Source organism: Nostoc sp. KVJ3 (assembly GCF_026127265.1).
Classification (GTDB): Bacteria; Cyanobacteriota; Cyanobacteriia; order Cyanobacteriales; family Nostocaceae; genus Nostoc.
In genome coordinates, this window is the sequence record NZ_WWFG01000002.1 from 15,465 (window position 1) to 34,106 (window position 18,642).

The following is an 18,642-nucleotide window of genomic DNA, read 5'->3' on the forward strand; positions in this document are numbered from 1 at the left end:
CATAAATTACTGGTATAAGTTATTTATCAAGTCACAGACATACTGTAAGTGCTTACAAGAAAATATCGCTTCACTTCACCATTACTTACATACTTTACAGGTATTTGACACTTGTAGTAGGTTGTTAAATATATATTTGCTGTATCAATAATTGGGGGCTAGGCTTGAGGTGAGCATTACTGCTCAACCTCTTCCATCCGAAGCCATTCGTTGCCCACAGAAGAATTCGTCGAATGTGCGTAAATTATATATAAAATCGAGAAGCTGAAATTATGAACACCCAAACAACAACCCAACTACCAACTCCTCCGCACTTTAACCCCGATAAAGTAGGAGAAGTCTGGCGCGTACCCTACCAGCAAATTGCCGTAGAAGCTGAAAATTGGGTAAAAGAATATGACATCAAGCCAGCATCTTCAGACAAAAACCGTATTTGCTTACTTTTAATTGATGTCCAAAACACTTTTTGTATCCCCAATTTTGAATTATTTGTAGGTGGAAAATCTGGGAATGAGGCGGTGAATGATAACGTCAGATTGTGTGAGTTTATCTATCGGAACTTGGGGGTAATTACAAAAATCGTACCTACTCTAGATACCCACACAGCAACGCAAATCTTTCATCCCATCTTTTGGGTAAACGCGGCTGGAGAACATCCTACTCCAGCTGCGACTAATATCACCTTAGCAGACATCGAACAAGGTATCTGGAAGGTTAACCCAGCAGTTGCTGACAGTGTTACTAATGGAGATTATGAATTATTAGAAAAACACGCTTATCATTACGTTAGAAAACTCAGCCAAGACGGTAAATATCCGCTCACAGTTTGGCCTTATCATTCTATGTTGGGCGGTATTGGTCATGCTTTAGTTTCATCGGTGGAGGAAGCGATATTTTTTCACAGCATTGCTCGTCAAAGTCAGACACAATTTGAAATTAAAGGTGAGAATCCATTAACAGAAAATTATTCAATTTTACGTCCAGAGGTGTTGGAAGATTTTGAACAACGTCCACTTGGTCAAAAGAACATCCACTTAATTAAGCAACTTTTAGAATTTGATGCTGTTATTATTGGTGGTCAAGCTAAAAGTCATTGCGTCGCCTGGACAATTGACGATTTATTGACAGAAATTAAACTGGTAGATGCTACCCTTGCCCAAAAAATCTACCTTTTAGAAGATTGCACTTCCCCCGTTGTTGTTCCAAATGTTGTGGACTACACAGAACAGGCAAATAAAGCATTTGCAAGGTTTGCAGAGGCAGGAATGCATATCGTAAAATCTAGCGAAAATATGGAATTTGGGAATTGGGCATAGGGAATTGGGCATTGGGAAAGAAACTTGTTGAAAAAGAGGCAGGGAAGCAGGGAGCGGGGAGCAAGGGGGATGGAACAGAAAGGGGGATTAAACCCCATCTGAACGAGAACTACTTAACAGAAGTAGGGGACTCAGACCCATGTTCCGCTCCCCTACAACACGGCAGGAGTCAGGGGTCATTCCCCCCTGCCCCCTGCCCCCAGCAAAGAGCCTCTTCGTTAAATAATTCCCCCTTGTCTCCCTTGTCTCCCTTGTCTCCCTACTCCCTACTCCCTAATCCCTTATTTCTTCAAATAACCCTTTGGATCTTCTGCTACCCAACCGAGAGATGAGCTAGAACGCACTTCAAAATGGAGATGCGGTTGACTCGAACTTGGTTTTCCGCTAGTGCCTACTGTTCCTAGTAAGTCTCCTTTTTTTACTTGTTGACCGACAGTAACTTTGATGCTGTCAAGCTGGGCGTAGCGGCTTTGGAGTCCGCCAGCGTGGTTAATTATGACTAACTTCCCGTATGAACCCTGATCGCTAGCAAAGGCTATAGTTCCAGGTGCGATCGCTAATACATTACTACCAACTGGTGCTAATAAGTCAACACCACTGTGGAAGAAAACTTCACCTGTGGCAGGATTAATTTGCCAGCCGTAAGCTAATCCTACAGTTACCACTTGCGCTAAGGGATATCCAGACAGGGATGCACGGTTTGGCGTACCAGCATCAGTAGGTAAAGGGGACTTAGTTACAACACCATTAGGCGACCAATTTACCCCCGGAACAAACACAATTCTGGGGTCTTGTTGGCAGCCATTCACCTCAAAAAGGCTATCAGCACGAACTTTGTATTGTGCCGCCACTTGTCGCCAAGTTTCACCGCGAGGTACTTCGACTACAATCCCATTGTAGGGAGGAATTTGAAGCACACTCCCAACGCTAGCAATCGCACCATTCTGCAAAGCTGGATTCATGCCGATAATAGTTGTAGGTATGAGATTGTAGCGCTGCGCTATGCTCTCCAAAGTTTCGCCACGAACAACTTTATGGCGTTGGAAGCGAGATAGCGCTGGAGTTGGGCAGCCACCAACAGCAGCAGCACTAGCACTGTTGAAGTTTGGCAGTGTGGATACTAGGCTCAAGGCGCTAACTAAGCTACAGAGAAATAGTTGACGAAAGGATAAAGTCATGTATACAGGTCAAGAGCGCATTAACTTTAGATTTTAGATCAAGTGACGGAAGTGGAGAGCAGGGAGACAAGGGAGACAAGGGGGAATTATTTAACGAAGAGGCTCTTTGCTGGGGGCAGGGAGCGGGGGGGAATGACCCCTGACTCCTGCCGTGTAGCGGAGCGGAACATGGGTCTGAGTCCCCTAATTCTGTTAAGTAGTTCTCGTACCCTTCGGGAAGCTAACACAACAGATGGGGTTGAATCCCCCTTTCTGTTCCATCCCCCTTGCTCCCCGCTCCCTGCTCCCCTGCCTCTTTTTCAACAAGTTTCTTTCCCAATTCCCAATTCTCAATTCCCAACGACTTATACCTGTGGTGAATGCGCTAGCCTTGTACTATGGTTTAGAGTAGAGTTAGCAATTAAGCTAAATAAAACTGCCAATGGTGTTTAATCCTGATTTTTTGAATGACAACTCTGAGGAACACCCTAATCAACTTCTTTCCGACCACTCTGAGGAATACCCCAATCAGTTACTCAAATATCTACAGCATCAGTCCCCTGATGTTTTAGCGAGGATTGCTCAGTCTGCTAGCCCAGAAATTAAACAAATCATCTCGCAAAATGTCCAAGGGCTAGTGGGAATGCTCCCCGCAGAAAATTTCAACGTGCAAATCACAACAGATAGGGATAACTTAGCTGGACTTCTAGCGTCGGCCATGATGACGGGGTATTTTCTGCGCCAGATGGAACAAAGAATGCAGTTAGAGCATTTGTCTAACGATCAATAGACATCTCCGAGAAAGCATGTAGAGACGGCAGTGCTACGTCTCTACAAGGGTTGTGGATAACGCATATTTAATTTCTGGAGATGTCTAATAGTCAAACATTCTAAGACTATTGACCAAATAACTCGCAATGACGCTCTCTACGAGACGCAAAAAGCGAACGCGGACTCGCTTTTCGCGTCGCTAGCGTAATCAAGAGGCTTGCCTGAGACACGCTGTTTGTGTTCGCCAACGGCATAGATTCACTTGGTACAGCTTTGCCTAGAATTGTGGCTAATTGAGGGTTAAATTTTAAACCCAAAGGGAAGGAAGCACAGGGACAGAGATTTTTCCCTATGAGCAATTCCGTGAACATCTTGTAATTACGAATTACGAATTATTTGGACTATTTCCTTTCAGGATAAGCTCCTGATTGGACTTTGAAGGTTTGAATTTTACCACTGCGGTTGACTTCGATAGCTAAAATATCCCCAACTTTGCTGGACTCTACCAGTTTTTGAACTTGGGCTGAACTTTTGACTGGTTTACCGTTAACTTTTTGAATCACGTCTCCAGGCAGCAATCCTCCACGCTTGGCTGGAGAATCATCTGTGACTCCTCTAATCACAATTCCAGCATCTTGCTGAATATTCAGTTGATTTTCTTGATTAATCTGCTGTTTTCTAATAGGAGAAAGGTCTGCCATTTCGATACCCAAGTAGGGATGTTCCGCATGCCCTTTAGTAAAAAGTTCATTGGCGATGCGGGCAGCGGTTTCAATGGGAATGGCGAAACCGAGTCCTTGAGCATCAGCGCGGATGGCAGTGTTAACACCAATCACTTCACCTTGGGCGTTTAATAAAGGGCCACCAGAATTACCAGGGTTAATTGCTGCATCAGTTTGGATAAAACTAACTCGCTTATCTGGGATACCAACTTGAGTGCTGGTGCGATCGGTAGCACTGATAATACCGATAGTGACAGTATTATCTAAACCTAGAGGATTGCCAATTGCGATCGCCCATTCTCCGGGTATTAAGTTTTGCGAATTGCCTAATTTTACAGTTGGTAAATGATTCGCTTTTATTTTCACCACTGCCACATCTGTCACAGAATCAACTCCTACCACCTTCCCCTCTAGACTTCGACCATCCTTGAGGGTAACAAGTACTGTATCTGTATCTGCTACCACATGGGCGTTAGTGAGTAATTCTCCATCTTCGCTCAAAATAAATCCCGATCCTGTACCACGCTCAATCCGTTCTTCAGGAATTGGTTGCTCATCCTCTCCAAAGAATCGTCGCAAGAGGGGATTTTTCAAAGCGTCTGAGATGGGATTGGCTACTTTGCGAGTGGCATTAATTCGCACCACAGCCGGCCCAACTTTTTGCGCTGCCATCGCAATAAAATTTACATTATTATCGCCCCCAGTAGCTCCAATCTGTCCGTTAGAAGGATTCGGAGGTACAGATTCTGGAGGCGAAGCCATTGTTACATTTCTTAACTGTTGGAATGAGGGATTTTGTAGCAGAAGATAGCGACTACCAAACAAACCTGCACCACAGCCGAATACCAGTAAAAACAAATAAACGCCTAGTTGCTTTAAAGATAACTTCATAATAATTCTGCTTAAGGACAGCAATGCAGTTGCTAATTTCTAAGTGTAGTCAAGCTAACGGCAAGTGGACAGATCAATTTATGAGGAATTGGGCATTGGCAAAGAAACTTGTTGAAAAAGAGGCAGGGGAGCAGGGAGCGGGGAGCAAGGGGGATGGAACAGAAAGGGGGATTCAACCCCATCTGTTGTGTTAGCTTCCCGAAGGGTACGAGAACTACTTAACAGAAGTAGGGGACTCAGACCTATGTTCCGCTCCCCTACACGGCAGGAGTCAGGGGTCATTCCCCCCCGCTCCCTGCCCCCTGCCTCTTCGTTAAATAATTCTCCCTTGTCTCCCTCATCTCCCCTTGCCCCCCTACTCCCTACTCCCCACTCCCTACTCCCTCTAGTTCTAGTTCTAGTTGTTCTTCCTTTTGGCTGGTGGAAAGTATTTGTGGGAGCTGTTCTATTTGGAAATACTGATGAAATTTTGGGGTTACTTGGAGTGAGTAGGAACGAGAATCGCTGTCTCGCCGTTTTCGGATGAAACCAAGTTCTACGAGTTCTGGAACGTGCTGATATACTCCTGAACCGCGCAGGTTAATTAAGTCGCTCTGGAGTATGGGACTATTAAGGGCGATCGCTGCCAAAGTCCGTAATGCACCTACGCCCAGTTCTACTGGTATCATCGTTTGCACTAAATCATAAAAATCAGCCCGTAGTTGCAAACTGTAGCCATCTGGGGTTTCTATTACCTCTAGAGCGCTATCTCGGTGGGCATAATTGTCCATAAGTTCAATTATGCCTTCTTTGATAGTGGCGCGATCGCACGCTGCATACTCGGCGATTTCGCCGAGCGACAAGGGTTTACCCTTTAAATAGAGAATTGCTTCTATCTTCGTCGCTGTAGCTGTAATCATTAGTCATTAGTCATTGGTTATTAGTCATTGCTCATTAGTACATGACAACTAACAATCAACAAGTGTCTGGGATTATATCGTAAATTGTCAAAGTATTTGTTGAAATTTTCAAATTGGCAATGGAACCATGAGGGAAACAAGGAGGATAAAAAAGATGAGGAAGAAATAAGCAATGCCCAATGCCCAATTCCCAATTCTTTCACATGCCTCTAGTTGTAAGAATAAATTCTGCGATCGCTAAATCTTGGCGAGTTGTCACTTTTAAATTCGTCTCCTCTCCCTCGACAATTCGGACTTCGATGCCGCACTTTTCAAATAAAGCGGCATCATCTGTTACTTCCCAACCTTGACGGACACCTTCAGCGTGGCACTGTTTCAACAACTTGACATCAAATCCTTGGGGAGTCTGTGCTGCCCACAATTTTCGCCTGTCGGGTGTTTCTTGAATTATGCCTTGTTCATCGACAACTTTGATGGTGTCTTTGACGGGTACAGCAGCGATTAAACCGGGACAATGAGCAATGGCTTCGGCACAAGAGTTAAATAAATCTGGTGTGGCGAGACATCTAGCGCCATCATGAATTAATACTTGTTCTGCGGCTACCGGTAGCGTCTGCAAGCCATTGTAAACAGATTCTTGACGGGTGGAGCCACCTTGAATCAATTCCACTGGTTTAGTCAGCTTGAGATCGGCGATAATTGCTCTGAAGTCTGGCCAATCGGCAGGCTGAGAAATAATCCCAATCCAACTGATTGTATTGGCGGCTTCTGCGGCTAATAGAGTCCAGGCAATAATTGGTTGCGATCGCACTTTTAGCAGGAGTTTATTGCGGTTACTACCCATTCTTTTTCCGAGTCCCGCAGCTGGAATTAGTAAATACACAGAATTCCTCAATCTTTAAGCTATATATTTTCCCCTAAAATAGGGAGCGAGTAAGCGTCAATAAATATTATGCGAGTAGTAGCCCTTGTACCTGGCGGAATTGGCGACCAAATTCTCTTCTTTCCGACTCTAGATGACCTGAAGCGCAATTACCCTAACGCTCAGATAGATGTCGTTGTTGAACCCCGGTCAAAGGCTGCCTACCGAGTGAGCAAGTCAGTTCACGAGGTGCTGAACTTTGATTTTCAAGACCGTAATAGTCTGGCAGATTGGGGTAACTTGGTGGGGACAATTCGCGATCGCGAATACGATGTTGTCATTGCTGTTAAGCAAATTTGGTTGCTTGGTCTTTTACTTTGGTTGACGGGAATTCCCATACGTATTGGCTACAAAGGCAAAGGTTCGGTTTTTCTGACCCACGCTGTGCCATTTAAAACATCCCAGTATGCGGCGGCAGTATATCACGATTTGCTGCAACCTTTGGAAATAAATAGCCCTGTCCCAGAGTTAGCTGTAAATGTGCCAAAACCAGATATTGAGTGGGCACAAAAGGAACAAAAACGCTTAGGGGTACATGAAACAGGCTATATCTTGATTCATAGCGGTTCTGGCCAATTATCCCAGGCTAAAGAACTGGATAAAATCTACCCTGTCGAAAGTTGGCATCAAATTATTCAAGGCTTCCAAGACAAGCAGCCCGATCTGCCTGTGGTGGTTGTGAAGGGGACTGACGATGAGCAGTTTGTGCGATCGCTTCTGGGGTCTTCTCCAGATATCAAGGTGACTGCCCCAGATGATATTGGCAAGTTAACTGCTATAATCGCCGGTGCAAATTTGATGTTGTCTACTGATAGTCCGGCACTACAACTGAGTGTTGCAGTCCAAACTTATACCATTGCCCTATTTGGGCCCACCGATCCAGCTAAGTTGTTGCCGAAAAACGATAAATTTCTGCCCATTAAATCCCCTACGGGAAAAACAGCGGATATTTCACCAAACGCAGTTTTAGAGAAAATCTGGGGTGGCTAAACCAGCAGTTTCTCCCAATTTCTGCAATTAGTCTATTGGATATCCAATGTAGTCATGCGTTTGTTGAATGACCGCAAAACCTGGCCGTGACAGCTAGATTTTGCGGTCATTTCAGTATTTAATGGCACTGTAAAACCTGAACAGCACTCAACTTTAGATCGGTAAATACAAGCGTTGCGATCGCGCTATCCCCTGCATACACCTTCTCTTCATAAAAACCCTCTACCCATTCCAGAACCGTCACTCGCTCTTATATCGGATCGACGATCCAATACTCAGAAATACTCCGCGCCGCATACTTTGATCGCTTATGGCGATAATCACGACTGCTTTGATTTTGACTCACCACCTCAACTATCGCAATATCTCTTTTAACTCCTGCATCCCCTGCTGAATATCCGCCTCAAGCTTGCTCGTTCTCCATTTAGTGTGAACTCCGGTTGTTAAAATATCTCAAAAAAAGCATCATCTAATTCATAACCCAGCATTTGGGCCATAGACTTCAACCGCGAGAGGCTAGGGATATCTTGCTGTTTGAGCCAATCACCTAAAATAAAGATTTTGTGCATCAAAAATATCTCTAAGGCTTCAGGATTATACTGAATGCCATCTTGAGAACTGAACTGGTGTGGTACTAGCATTGCGGCGTAACGAGCAAATTCTCCAGCTTTCCAATCTAGTAAAAATGCTAACCAGGGGTATTTGGCATCTAGGCGCACAAACCACAGCCGTATTTCTGGAATTTCTGAGAGTTCTCGTGGATCGCCAGTTTCGAGATCGTAATTTATATCAAAGCGTAGCTGCTGTTCATGGGATGCAACCCCATCTTGTAGCAGTTGTTCAATCACCGTTGAGGCAGGTGATAGATCCAGATTGTTAATGAAGTCGTTATTGAGTGCGATCGCAATTGTCTTTGACTCAGCAGCCACTGTCTTTTTGCTCAACTTTAGGATCGACAATCTACAGTAGCAGCTTTCAGGGATTGACGCTACATTGACTTTGAGAAATTAATTGGTATTTACCAATACTTTTTTGCTGATAATTTGGTCAACATATTACCCTTGCTGACTCAGCCGTATGCCTCCGGTAGAACTTTCTTACTGTAAGCTCCCCTGGAACTGTACGAAGCTAGGGGAGTCTACAGCCCCTGGCTTGTGGGACGGAACAGAAAACATATTTTTCGCTACTCAGCGACCGGTCATTTGCTCCAGCTTTTCGGGGTATCTAGCCCCTTGCACCGCGATCTTTGAGGCGGCATCATCGATGTTACGCAGATCGCTGGCTGTGAGTTCGACTGAGACTGCCCCGATGTTTTCGTCCAAGCGATGCAGCTTCGTGGTGCCTGGGATCGGAACAATCCAAGGCTTTTGGGCTAGCAGCCAGGCGATCGCAATCTGAGCAGGTGTCACCTGCTTCTGTTCTGCAATGCCGCCAAGCAGATTAATCAGTGCTTGATTCGCCTTGAGCGCCTCCTTAGTGAAGCGAGGTAAAGTGCTGCGGAAGTCGGAGCTATCGAAGGTCGTGCTTTCGTCCATCTTGCCAGTGAGAAAACCCTTACCCAGAGGGCTGTACGGGACAAAGCCGATTCCGAGTTCCTCAAGGGTCGGTATCACTTCCTTTTCAGGAGTCCTCGTCCACAGCGAGTATTCGCTCTGGAGTGCCGTCACAGGCACAACCGCGTGGGCGCGACGGATCGTTTGCACTCCTGCTTCCGAGAGTCCAAAGTGCTTCACCTTACCTTCCTGAATCAGTTCCTTCACCGCTCCTGCCACATCTTCGATTGGCACGTTCGGGTCAACCCGGTGCTGATAGAGTAAGTCAATTGTCTCGACCTTGAGTCGCTTGAGCGAACCCTCCACGGACTGCTTGATATGCTCCGGTCGGCTATTCAGTCCGGGCGCACCCTTCATCCCACGGGGATCGGAATTAGGACTAATGTCGAATCCAAATTTGCTGGCAATGACTACTTGCCCACGAAAGGGAGCGAGGGCTTCGCCCACAAGCTCTTCGTTTGTGAATGGGCCGTAAACCTCGGCGGTGTCAAAGAATGTAACGCCGCGATCGACGGCAGCCCGAAGAAGAGCGGTCATTTCCTGTATGTCTTTGGGTGGGCCATAAGAAAAGCTCATGCCCATACAGCCAAGCCCAATAGCCGAGACTTCCAAATTACTGTTTCCAAGTTTGCGCTTTTGCATTTTTTAAACTCCTGTCTTTGTATTAAAGGGATGTGAGAACATATTCTTAGTCAATCGCGATCGTCGCCACTTCATTCAGGCATTTCAACGCATTCAGTGTTCGGGGATATCCTACCCAGGGCAACAATTGTGTAATCAGATCCAGGAGTGTGTCTTTGCCGTTGCCGATATTCAGATTGCCTTGAATGTGCCCCTTGATCTGTGATTCAACTCCGCCCAGAGCTATGAGGATAGACAGTGTGATCAGCTCCCTAACTTTGATGTCTAAGCCATTGCGGGTGTAATAATCGCCAAAGCAATTGGCAGACAGAAACCTTTGAATGTGCAGTTGGTCTTTGGGCGATCGCTCATACATTTGATCGATCGTCTCACCGAATACCGCTTTCTGTATTGCCAGCCCTTTGTCGTAGCGTGTTTCTGGGCTGGTAGTCGATTGCCCTTCTAAAGGTAATTGAATGCCCCTGCTGGACAGCACTTCATTCGTGGCATGAACGAAATCAAATGCTTTTGCCATACCCACGTAGGGTACTGACTGATACAGGATCTCCTTGATTTCAATCGGCGTTACTCCGACATTGAGCGCAGCGTCCACCATAACCCTGTATTCGCTTACTGCCTGGCTGCCGATGATAGATGCCAGAATCAGCATGACCCTTGTTTTTGTATCCAGCTTGCTCTCAGCAATTACCTCATCGAAGGCGAAGTTGTCAAAGACTTCGATCAGTTCAGGGTCAGTTACTTTCAGGGTCGATTTGTGGTTTGGAAATAGTTCTTCATGGTTTTTATCTGCCGCTTTACTTATCCTTACAGAGTCCTGCTGTTGTGTATTTGTCATCCGCACCTCCTTATTTGGGTTAAAGTTCTATGGTTGGCGATTCCGTCTATAATCCTGTGCGCTTTTCCAACTCTTCTGGATAGCGATCGCCTTCCACTAGAATTTGCACCAATGCCTCGTCGATGCTCTTTAATTCGTCCTGCGTCAGTTCGATATCTGCTGCCGCAATGTTTTCTTCCAGGCGGCTCAATTTGGTCGTGCCGGGAATGGGCACAATCCACGGTTTTTGCGCCAATATCCAGGACAGGGCGATTTGCGCTGCTGTAGCTTTCTTCTGGTTTGCCACCTCTTTCAACAAATCCACCAAGGACTGGTTGGCATCGAGAGCTTCCGGCGTAAACCGGGGAACAATGCTGCGGAAGTCGGATTTGTCAAATTTTGCGTCCTTGCTGATACTGCCCGTCAGGAAGCCTTTACCCAAAGGACTAAACGGCACAAAACCGATTCCTAGCTCTTCCAGAACAGGCAACAAGGTTTCTTCTGGACGCCGCCACCACAGGGAGTACTCACTCTGAACGGCAGTCACCGGTTGGACTGCGTGCGCCCGGCGAATGGTCTCTACACCCGCTTCTGAAAGCCCCCAATGTTTGATTTTGCCTTCACCGATCAAGTCTTTGATGGTTCCGGCTACGTCTTCTATCGGCACTTGGATATCTACACGGTGCTGGTAGTACAAATCAATCACGTCGGTGTTTAAGCGCTTCAGCGAACCTTCTACGGATTCCCTGATTGCTGACGGATGACTGTTCTGCACCTGCTTGCCATTCTGTACCTTGATGCCGAACTTCGTGGCAAACCCTACCGCGATCGCGGTAGGGTTTGAGCGCTTCGCCCAGCAATTCTTCATTGGTGAATGGCCCATACATTTCGGCTGTATCAAAAAAGGTGACGCCACGCTCCACTGCGGCTTGGAGCAGGGAGATGCTTTCTTGCTTGCTGAGGGTATGGCTGTAGGCATGGTTCAACCCCATACAGCCCAGCCCAATAGCCGAGACTTCTAAGTTGCTGTTGCCAAGTTTGCGTTTTTGCATGATTACTCCTTCGAGGTTACACCTCGGTTATTCAGATTTAAGGGATGCCATATCAATACAGAAGCGGTACTTCACATCGGACTTGAGCAGTCGCTCGTAGGCTTCGTTGACCTTCTGGATGGGGATGACTTCGACATCTGCGGTGATGTTATGCTTGCCGCAAAAGTCAAGCATTTCCTGGGTTTCGGCGATGCCGCCGATGTTAGAGCCGGAGAGACTGCGGCGGGCCATGATCAGGCTGAATGCCGAGACATCCAGGGGTTTTGCGGGTGCGCCAACCAGGGTAATGTTGCCGTCGCGGGTGAGCAGGTTAAGATAGGCGTTGATGTCGTGATCGGCGGAAATGGTGTCGAGGATGAAGTCGAAACTGCCTGTGTGCTTCTGCATCTCGTCGGCGTTGCGGGAGACGACCACTTCATTAGCACCAAGGCGGAGCGCGTCTTCTTTTTTGTTGGGCGAGGTGGTAAAGACGACGACGTGGGCACCGAACGCACGGGCGAACTTCACGCCCATGTGGCCCAGTCCACCAAGACCGACCACACCAACTTTTTTGCCCTTGGTGACACCCCAATGGCGCAGGGGCGAATAGGTTGTAATCCCAGCACAGAGGAGCGGCGCGGCTCCAGCGAGATCGAGGTTGGGGGGAACGCGCAACACAAAGCGTTCATCGACGACGACGCTATCGGAGTAGCCACCATAAGTAACACCTCCAAGGTGCTTGTCCGGGGAGCCGAAAGTGAGGGTCTGGTTCGAGCAGAAATTCTCAAGCCCAGCTTTGCAGTTCGGGCAGGTACCATCTGAGTCAACCAGGCAACCGACCGCGGCGAGGTCGCCTAGCTTGTACTTGGTAACTGCCGAGCCGACTTTAGTGACACGTCCGACGATCTCATGACCGGGGACAATTGGGTAGACAGTGGACATAACGCTGCTCCACTCGTTACGCACCGAATGGAGGTCGGAGTGGCAGATGCCGCAGAAGAGGATTTCGATCTGCACGTCGTGTTCAGTTGGATCGCGCCGTGCGATCTTGGTAGAGGACAGAGGTGATGTTGCACTGGCTGCGGAATAAGCTTTCGTGTTGTACATAAATTGATGCTCCTATTTGTCTACTTTTGGCATCTGGTATTGTTCGTCGCTGACCTTTTCCAGCCAGTCCACGGGCTTACCGTCGAGCCATTCCTGAATGGCGATGTGCGTCATAGACGTGGTTGCTGTAGCACCGTGCCAATGCTTCTCACCCGGCGAGATCCAGATTGTGTCCCCCGGTCGAATTTCCTCGATCGCACCGCCCCAGCGTTGTACGAGACCACAGCCAGCCGTCACGATTAGGGTTTGTCCCAAGGGGTGGGTATGCCATGCTGTCCTAGCGCCAGGTTCAAATGTGACACTGGCTCCAGACGTGCGTGCTGGATCGTGTGCCTCGAACAGGGGGTCAACGCGGACAGTGCCAGTAAAATACTCAGCCGGACCTTTGGCGGAAGGCTGTGAGCCACTTCTTTTGATGTCCATTTTGTTAATTCCTTTACTTAATGTCAGTTTGGTAGCTAGTAGGCAGTCTCTTGCCCAATCAAAACTGAGTTTTATCTTGAATAAAAATCCAGAATCTTTATAAGAAGCCGAAATCATTTTTCATTGCTTTAGCTTCATCTTAGGCATTTTGAAGGGCAAGCAATAGGACGATCGTCTAAGATTGTTGTACAATCCTGCAAATTTAGAAATGAACGCTGCCAATATCAATTTAATGAACGACCCGCAGGCAAAGCGCGAGGCAGACAGAGCGCAAGCCCACAGAGACGAGCTGACTGAGCGAATTGCCTGTGCAATTCGTCATGATGGGACGATTGAGCCACTGAAAGGATTGCACTTCAACCGCGCCTCCTCGCCTTCGGAATGCCTTCATAGTGTCTCTATCCCTGCCTTTTGTGCGATCGCTCAAGGCAGCAAAGAAGTTCTTCTGGGTAGCGATCGCTATCAGTACGACCCGATGCATTATCTGCTAGCTACGGTTGAACTGCCAATTGTCAGCCAAATTCTGGAAGCGTCCAAGGCGCAACCGTACTTTAGCCTTCGCCTCGATCTTGACCCCACCCTCGTTGGCTCAGTGATGGTCGAGGCTGGGTATCCCTCATCGCGTAGCAGTGCTGGTGTGAAAGCCATTGACGTAAGTCCGTTGAATGCAAATCTGTTAGATGCTGTGGTGCGGCTCGTCAGGCTTCTAGATTCCCCTGCTGAAGCTCATGTTCTCGCACCACTGATTAAGCGGGAAATTATTTACCGACTTCTAATAGGAGAACAAGGTAATCGGCTCCGTCATATTGCAGTTCTGGGTGGCTATACCTACCACATTGCCAGAGCCGTCGAGCGACTTCGTAAAGATTTTAACGAGCCGATCAAGATTGAAAGTATCGCACGAGAAATGGGAATGAGTGTTTCGGGCTTTCACCATCACTTTAAGTCTGTCACTGCAATGAGTCCCTTACAGTTTCAGAAGCAACTGCGGCTCCAGGAGGCTCGCCGTCTGATGCTGGGGGAAAACCTTGACGCTACCAGTGCTGCCTACCGAGTCGGTTATGACGATGCCTCGCACTTCAACCGGGAGTACAAGCGGCTCTTTGGTGCCCCACCAATGCGCGATGTGGAACGGCTGCGAGAGGCTGCTAGGGAGACTGCTAGTTCAATATGATCTCCTCAAAATGCCATAATCTTGCTAGAAATCGCTAAAACATTGTGAAGACAGTTCTGTGTAGCACACTGTATCAACAATGTTTTTGTGTCCTAGATAGTGCTGAATAGATAGCGATCTCGCTAATAGCTTCGCTATGAGCCGTTAGCCATGCCTGCTGAGGGCTACGCCTACGCTACTCACGTAGATCGGATCTTTTTCCAATCAGATATTACTGCCATTATTGCGATAAATACTCATGTTTAACTAAACAATTACTACACGGCTTACATGGTATGCCATTAGCATCAGGCTACTTGGGAAAGGCAAGACTGCCCCAAGATGGACATTTATAGCAATTTTAAGTTAAAGTTGTAATGAGTTTGTTTTAGATCAAGGTCTGACAAAGTAGCCATCAAAAAGCAAAAAATAGATAATTATTTAATTTATCGCCACCTGTTACTTCCGCAGCATCACAAGCCAAAACATAAGTACAGGTAGAACAACGGTGTGCAATATTATCGCATATATTAAATAACCAATAAAAATTTAAATGGGAAAATTCCCTCAACAGTTAACAAGCTGTAATATGCAAAAACAAACAATTTCTACAAGACCAATTCGTTCTCTAGAAGATGCGCTAGATCGGTGTCAAATCTTGGGTATGCGCGTCAGTCGTCAGCGTCGCTTTATTCTGGAATTACTTTGGCAAGCAAATGAACATCTTTCTGCTAGAGAGATTTACGATCGCTTGAACCAACAAGGTAAAGAAATCGGCCATACATCTGTGTATCAAAATTTAGAAGCATTATCCAGTCAGGGCATTATTGAATGTATTGAACGCTGTGATGGACGTTTATATGGCAATATCAGTGACTCTCACAGTCATATAAACTGTGTGGATACAAATCAAATTCTTGATGTCCATGTGGAACTTCCTGAAGATTTAATCCGCAAAATTGAAGAAGAAACAGGAGTACGGATTACTGAATACAGTATTAACTTTTTTGGCTACCGTAACCCGCAAGAAGGTTAAGGCAGTGCTGAGTTAGATTCTCCCTAATTCCCAATGCCCTATTCCCTATTCCCCAATAGGGTTGTTGCCAAAAACTGTTTCATCCTCAGCATCATCGTCATCATATAAACCTACTGGTAAAATTGTGCCTTCGGAGCTTTCAATTATTCCGATCGCAGGGAGTTTGTTCCAATTATTATCTATATTGGTCGTAATTTGGACAGTATTTAAGAAAGGCTGCTGCGATCGCAAATTTTTTAGTAGTTGAAACGACTCTTTGGAGAACATGGCACCATTATCAGCGGCTAATTTTTTGTTAGCCTCAGCGATGATGGCATCAAATAAGTAGGCGTTGGTGAGATTAGCTGAATTAAGACTTGTCCCCATCAGGTTAGTCTGCTGGAGGTTTGCGCCTGTAAGATTTGCGTGTTGGAGATTTGCACCTGCGAGGTTTGCGTGTTGGAGATTTGCACCTGCGAGATTTGCGTGTTGGAGGTTTGCACCTGCGAGGTTTACCCCGATTAACTCCGCATTGGATAAGTTTGTCTGCTCAAGATTTACCCCAGTTAAGATGACTTGCAGCAAAGAGGCTCCCGATAAATTGAGTCCAGCCAAAGATTTGATTCGGTTTGCAAAGGCGCTTTTGTGTAAAACTGTTGTTCTAGCAATTAGCGCACTTAAAGCCTCTGGATTGAATTCTGTTAAATTTAGTGGATTCCCACAAGGTGAAAAAGGTATTCTTGTTTCTCGGCAGCAAGCACAAAGCAATAAAAACACATTCAGTCCTACAGCAGCATTCACTTGTTCAACATTTACTGGGTTTTGCAGTGCGTGGAAATGAGTTAAAGCTTTGTGGGCTATCCCTTCATCTAACCAATAGCCTTGACAGTAAGCACGCCAGAAAGACAAAAGCCGTTGCAACAAAACTTCAAAGGAAAATTTGTGCTTTTGCTCTCGCCGCAAAATTGCGATCGCTAGTTCTTCAATTTCCTGGCTAAGTATCCCGTAACCCAGTAAATTGTAAATATGCTGGGCAACACTATTGGGAGAATCAAGCACAAAAGTGAGCGTACCATAGACTTCATTTTGGTACTGAGTCAGTAATTTCAACTCAGTAGCCACAGCCTTAGCACAAAGAAATTCTCCTAACTTAATATGCGAAAACTCAATTAAATTCCTTTGGGTGGTATTCGCCAAAACAAGGGAAGACTGTGTGGTTTTGCGTGAAGTATCGGAATCCTGAATTTTAAAATAAAAAGCTGGCAAGGTATTCGGATTTAATTCCTCAGCCAAATTAATTTGATGATGTTGCGAGTGTAAAATCTGGAGAGCGATCGCTTGCATCTGCTCAAGTAAATCTTGGGGATGACGATTAGCGAGTAAATTAGCGATCGCTTCTGGAGTCCGATGGATATGAGCCGATCCTGAGCGCAGTAGCATCGTTTTGATCCCACCAGTTAGCGGATAGCCTAATAACCATCGACTCAAACGATGATAAATTTCCCATAACAGAGAAGACTTGGAAGTATTAGCAGCTAATTGCAATACTTCATCATCTAGTAGTCCGTCGCGGTGCAAAATGCCCAATAAATGCAGCATTAGGGGTTGACGAACAAGGGGAGATAATTCGGAAGACTTTGATTGGTTGGCAAATAAGCCTGACTGTTTTAAGAATGTAAAGAAATTTTGAGCGATCGCTAACGATTGCACTTTTGCCCACTGCTGAAACCATTGCTTGAGTTCGTCCACATCCAACGGCTGAATGATAATTCGCCTCAATGGTAGCGGGATCTCTGGGGCAATTTCCTGTAATGTTGTTGACCGACTCGTTAACACAATTTTGTGTTTATGCTGAGATTGAAAGTTTAGCAATTGCTGAATAAAAATTGCTTTTGCCCTGATACCCTGAGCAGAAGGGGGTAGTTCATCCAAACCATCCAGCAACAACAGACAAGGGAGATTTTTTTGCTCTAACCAGGTTGAAAGATTCACACCAAAGGCAGAATTCAGGGTTTCGATTAAAGTTTTGCCATAAGTTACCTCTCGTAACTTAATTACGATCGGCATCCAAGTAGGGTAAAATTCCTGTGCTATGTTTGCTGCCCAAAGTTGGCAAAAACTTGTTTTTCCATAACCAGGTTCCGACTCAATGACAGCGATCGTTTCTAAATCAGCTAGTTGTTGCTGTGCCCATGTCTTTAAATCAACTGTTTTAATAGTTTTTTTATCCTGCTCAGAAATACTTTCTTCTATTGGTAAGCCTTTTTGTGGTACATAGATATCCTTCAGAGCAAAGGATTCCATTAGCAAAGGCATACTGAGGTTTTTAATCAAACTTGCCCGATAATGTTCTCGTTGCAAGTCAATTTTCTCACTGACTGTAGAACCAACTTCTGGAGTAATCAAACTTGGAGACAAGGAAATCCCCAAACGGAAGAATTTTTGTAGTTGGGCTAAAGGGGCAGCATTTTCAGTAACAACTACCAGCATGTTCCCAGGAAGTGAGTTAACTAAACGCTGTGTTAAAAGTTTAGCTTCAGGTTCCTCTGCACCATTGGCAACGAACCAAGCGATCGCAGCACTATTTAGTTGTTGTACTAGTAATGAATCTGCAACCAGAGACAATGCTTGTTCAGCTTGAGTATCGGTTAATTTACCTGGGCTGAGAGTTTTTAGCAATCCTTGCAACTGCGGATCTTGGAGGGTGAGTTTACCCACTTCTTCTTTCAGGATGTGTGGTTGAATAGGTATACTTGCCCGGTCTAACCACGGTCTTTGTAGGCTTGCTTCCTGCTCTAAAATTGCTTGCAAAGCTTGGAGATAGCCAATTTGAAACGCTAGCCACGTTCCTTCATTACGTTTTAATGGTTTTTTTTGGCTGAGACTACGTAACAGACTTTCTGTCAACTGGGAAATAACACTGATTTCTTCCCAAACAATCCCTAAAGGCAGTTCTAAAACCTCTACTAAGGTACAGATATCAAAAGGCATGAGACTTTTGACTTCCATATCCTGAACAATTCGGTAAGCAACACCTGCCAATTTCCCTGCTGAAAACCCTCTAATTTGATTGATTGCGATATAGCGTTCTGCCAACCAGTGGCGAATACTCAAGTTCATTTAATTACAGAGTGAAGGCTGCACAAGGCAATTATGATCGATTTATCAGTTTGCGAAAACAGGTAACAATGAGGAAGACAAAGTTTTGTATCAAAGCTGTTTTCTGATTGGTAAAA

General features: G+C 45.8%; 16 protein-coding genes and 1 pseudogene. 5 read left to right on the top strand and 12 right to left on the bottom strand.

Annotated features, from left to right (window positions below):
- Positions 1 to 272: 272 nt before the first annotated feature.
- A complete protein-coding gene (locus tag GTQ43_RS16420) occupies positions 273 to 1,316 on the top strand; it encodes an isochorismatase (protein ID WP_265273809.1) in 1,044 nt (347 codons plus the stop codon).
- Positions 1,317 to 1,597: 281 nt separating this feature from the next.
- Here the strand turns inward: GTQ43_RS16420 and GTQ43_RS16425 are convergent, their stop codons facing one another.
- A complete protein-coding gene (locus GTQ43_RS16425) occupies positions 1,598 to 2,494 on the bottom strand; it encodes a LysM peptidoglycan-binding domain-containing M23 family metallopeptidase (protein WP_265273810.1) in 897 nt (298 codons plus the stop codon).
- Between the two features lie 421 nt (positions 2,495 to 2,915).
- Here GTQ43_RS16425 and GTQ43_RS16430 point away from each other — a divergent pair, with 421 nt between their 5' ends.
- Positions 2,916 to 3,263 carry a DUF760 domain-containing protein gene (locus GTQ43_RS16430; RefSeq protein ID WP_265273811.1) on the top strand — a complete coding sequence of 116 codons (348 nt, stop codon included), beginning with the start codon at positions 2,916 to 2,918 and terminating at the stop codon, positions 3,261 to 3,263.
- A 382-nt stretch (positions 3,264 to 3,645) separates the two neighbouring features.
- On the opposite strand, the gene GTQ43_RS16435 is transcribed toward GTQ43_RS16430, so the two are convergent.
- From GTQ43_RS16435 to ispD, 3 genes are all read right to left on the bottom strand, one after another.
- On the bottom strand, positions 3,646 to 4,857 hold the full coding sequence (locus GTQ43_RS16435; RefSeq protein WP_265273812.1) for an HhoA/HhoB/HtrA family serine endopeptidase: 1,212 nt from the start codon (positions 4,855 to 4,857) through the stop codon (positions 3,646 to 3,648).
- Between the two features lie 362 nt (positions 4,858 to 5,219).
- Positions 5,220 to 5,756: an SMC-Scp complex subunit ScpB gene (gene scpB / locus GTQ43_RS16440; RefSeq protein WP_265273813.1), complete on the bottom strand. Its 537-nt coding sequence runs from the start codon at positions 5,754 to 5,756 to the stop codon at positions 5,220 to 5,222.
- Positions 5,757 to 5,955: 199 nt separating this feature from the next.
- The gene (gene ispD / locus GTQ43_RS16445; RefSeq protein ID WP_265273814.1) at positions 5,956 to 6,639 is read right to left on the bottom strand and encodes a 2-C-methyl-D-erythritol 4-phosphate cytidylyltransferase; all 684 of its coding nucleotides are present in this window, start codon (positions 6,637 to 6,639) and stop codon (positions 5,956 to 5,958) included.
- A 69-nt stretch (positions 6,640 to 6,708) separates the two neighbouring features.
- Here ispD and GTQ43_RS16450 point away from each other — a divergent pair, with 69 nt between their 5' ends.
- Positions 6,709 to 7,668, top strand: coding sequence for a glycosyltransferase family 9 protein (locus tag GTQ43_RS16450; protein ID WP_265273815.1), 960 nt, complete (start codon positions 6,709 to 6,711; stop codon positions 7,666 to 7,668).
- Positions 7,669 to 7,918: 250 nt separating this feature from the next.
- Here the strand turns inward: GTQ43_RS16450 and GTQ43_RS16455 are convergent, their stop codons facing one another.
- The 7 genes and pseudogenes from GTQ43_RS16455 to GTQ43_RS16490 form a co-directional block, all read right to left on the bottom strand.
- Entirely contained in the window at positions 7,919 to 8,017 is a 99-nt protein-coding gene (locus tag GTQ43_RS16455; RefSeq protein WP_321162493.1) for a Uma2 family endonuclease, read from the bottom strand.
- A 94-nt stretch (positions 8,018 to 8,111) separates the two neighbouring features.
- Positions 8,112 to 8,597, bottom strand: a complete 486-nt coding sequence (locus tag GTQ43_RS16460) for a CRR6 family NdhI maturation factor (protein WP_265273817.1) — start codon at positions 8,595 to 8,597, stop codon at positions 8,112 to 8,114.
- 258 nt (positions 8,598 to 8,855) lie between these two features.
- Positions 8,856 to 9,863, bottom strand: a complete 1,008-nt coding sequence (locus GTQ43_RS16465) for an aldo/keto reductase (RefSeq protein ID WP_265273819.1) — start codon at positions 9,861 to 9,863, stop codon at positions 8,856 to 8,858.
- A 46-nt stretch (positions 9,864 to 9,909) separates the two neighbouring features.
- Complete coding sequence (locus GTQ43_RS16470) at positions 9,910 to 10,698, bottom strand: carboxymuconolactone decarboxylase family protein (protein WP_265273820.1); 789 nt, start codon at positions 10,696 to 10,698, stop codon at positions 9,910 to 9,912.
- 46 nt (positions 10,699 to 10,744) lie between these two features.
- A pseudogene (locus GTQ43_RS16475) lies at positions 10,745 to 11,729 on the bottom strand (aldo/keto reductase).
- Between the two features lie 27 nt (positions 11,730 to 11,756).
- Complete coding sequence (locus tag GTQ43_RS16485) at positions 11,757 to 12,815, bottom strand: NAD(P)-dependent alcohol dehydrogenase (protein WP_265273823.1); 1,059 nt, start codon at positions 12,813 to 12,815, stop codon at positions 11,757 to 11,759.
- 12 nt (positions 12,816 to 12,827) lie between these two features.
- Positions 12,828 to 13,355: a cupin domain-containing protein gene (locus tag GTQ43_RS16490; RefSeq protein WP_265273824.1), complete on the bottom strand. Its 528-nt coding sequence runs from the start codon at positions 13,353 to 13,355 to the stop codon at positions 12,828 to 12,830.
- Positions 13,356 to 13,446: 91 nt separating this feature from the next.
- Here GTQ43_RS16490 and GTQ43_RS16495 point away from each other — a divergent pair, with 91 nt between their 5' ends.
- Together GTQ43_RS16495 and GTQ43_RS16500 are read left to right on the top strand one after the other, a co-directional pair.
- Entirely contained in the window at positions 13,447 to 14,412 is a 966-nt protein-coding gene (locus tag GTQ43_RS16495; RefSeq protein ID WP_265273825.1) for an AraC family transcriptional regulator, read from the top strand.
- Between the two features lie 568 nt (positions 14,413 to 14,980).
- Positions 14,981 to 15,427 carry a Fur family transcriptional regulator gene (locus GTQ43_RS16500; RefSeq protein ID WP_265273826.1) on the top strand — a complete coding sequence of 149 codons (447 nt, stop codon included), beginning with the start codon at positions 14,981 to 14,983 and terminating at the stop codon, positions 15,425 to 15,427.
- A 45-nt stretch (positions 15,428 to 15,472) separates the two neighbouring features.
- Here GTQ43_RS16500 and GTQ43_RS16505 read toward each other — a convergent pair whose 3' ends face one another.
- Complete coding sequence (locus tag GTQ43_RS16505; protein ID WP_265273827.1) at positions 15,473 to 18,526, bottom strand: pentapeptide repeat-containing protein; 3,054 nt, start codon at positions 18,524 to 18,526, stop codon at positions 15,473 to 15,475.
- Between the last annotated feature and the right edge of the window lie 116 nt (positions 18,527 to 18,642).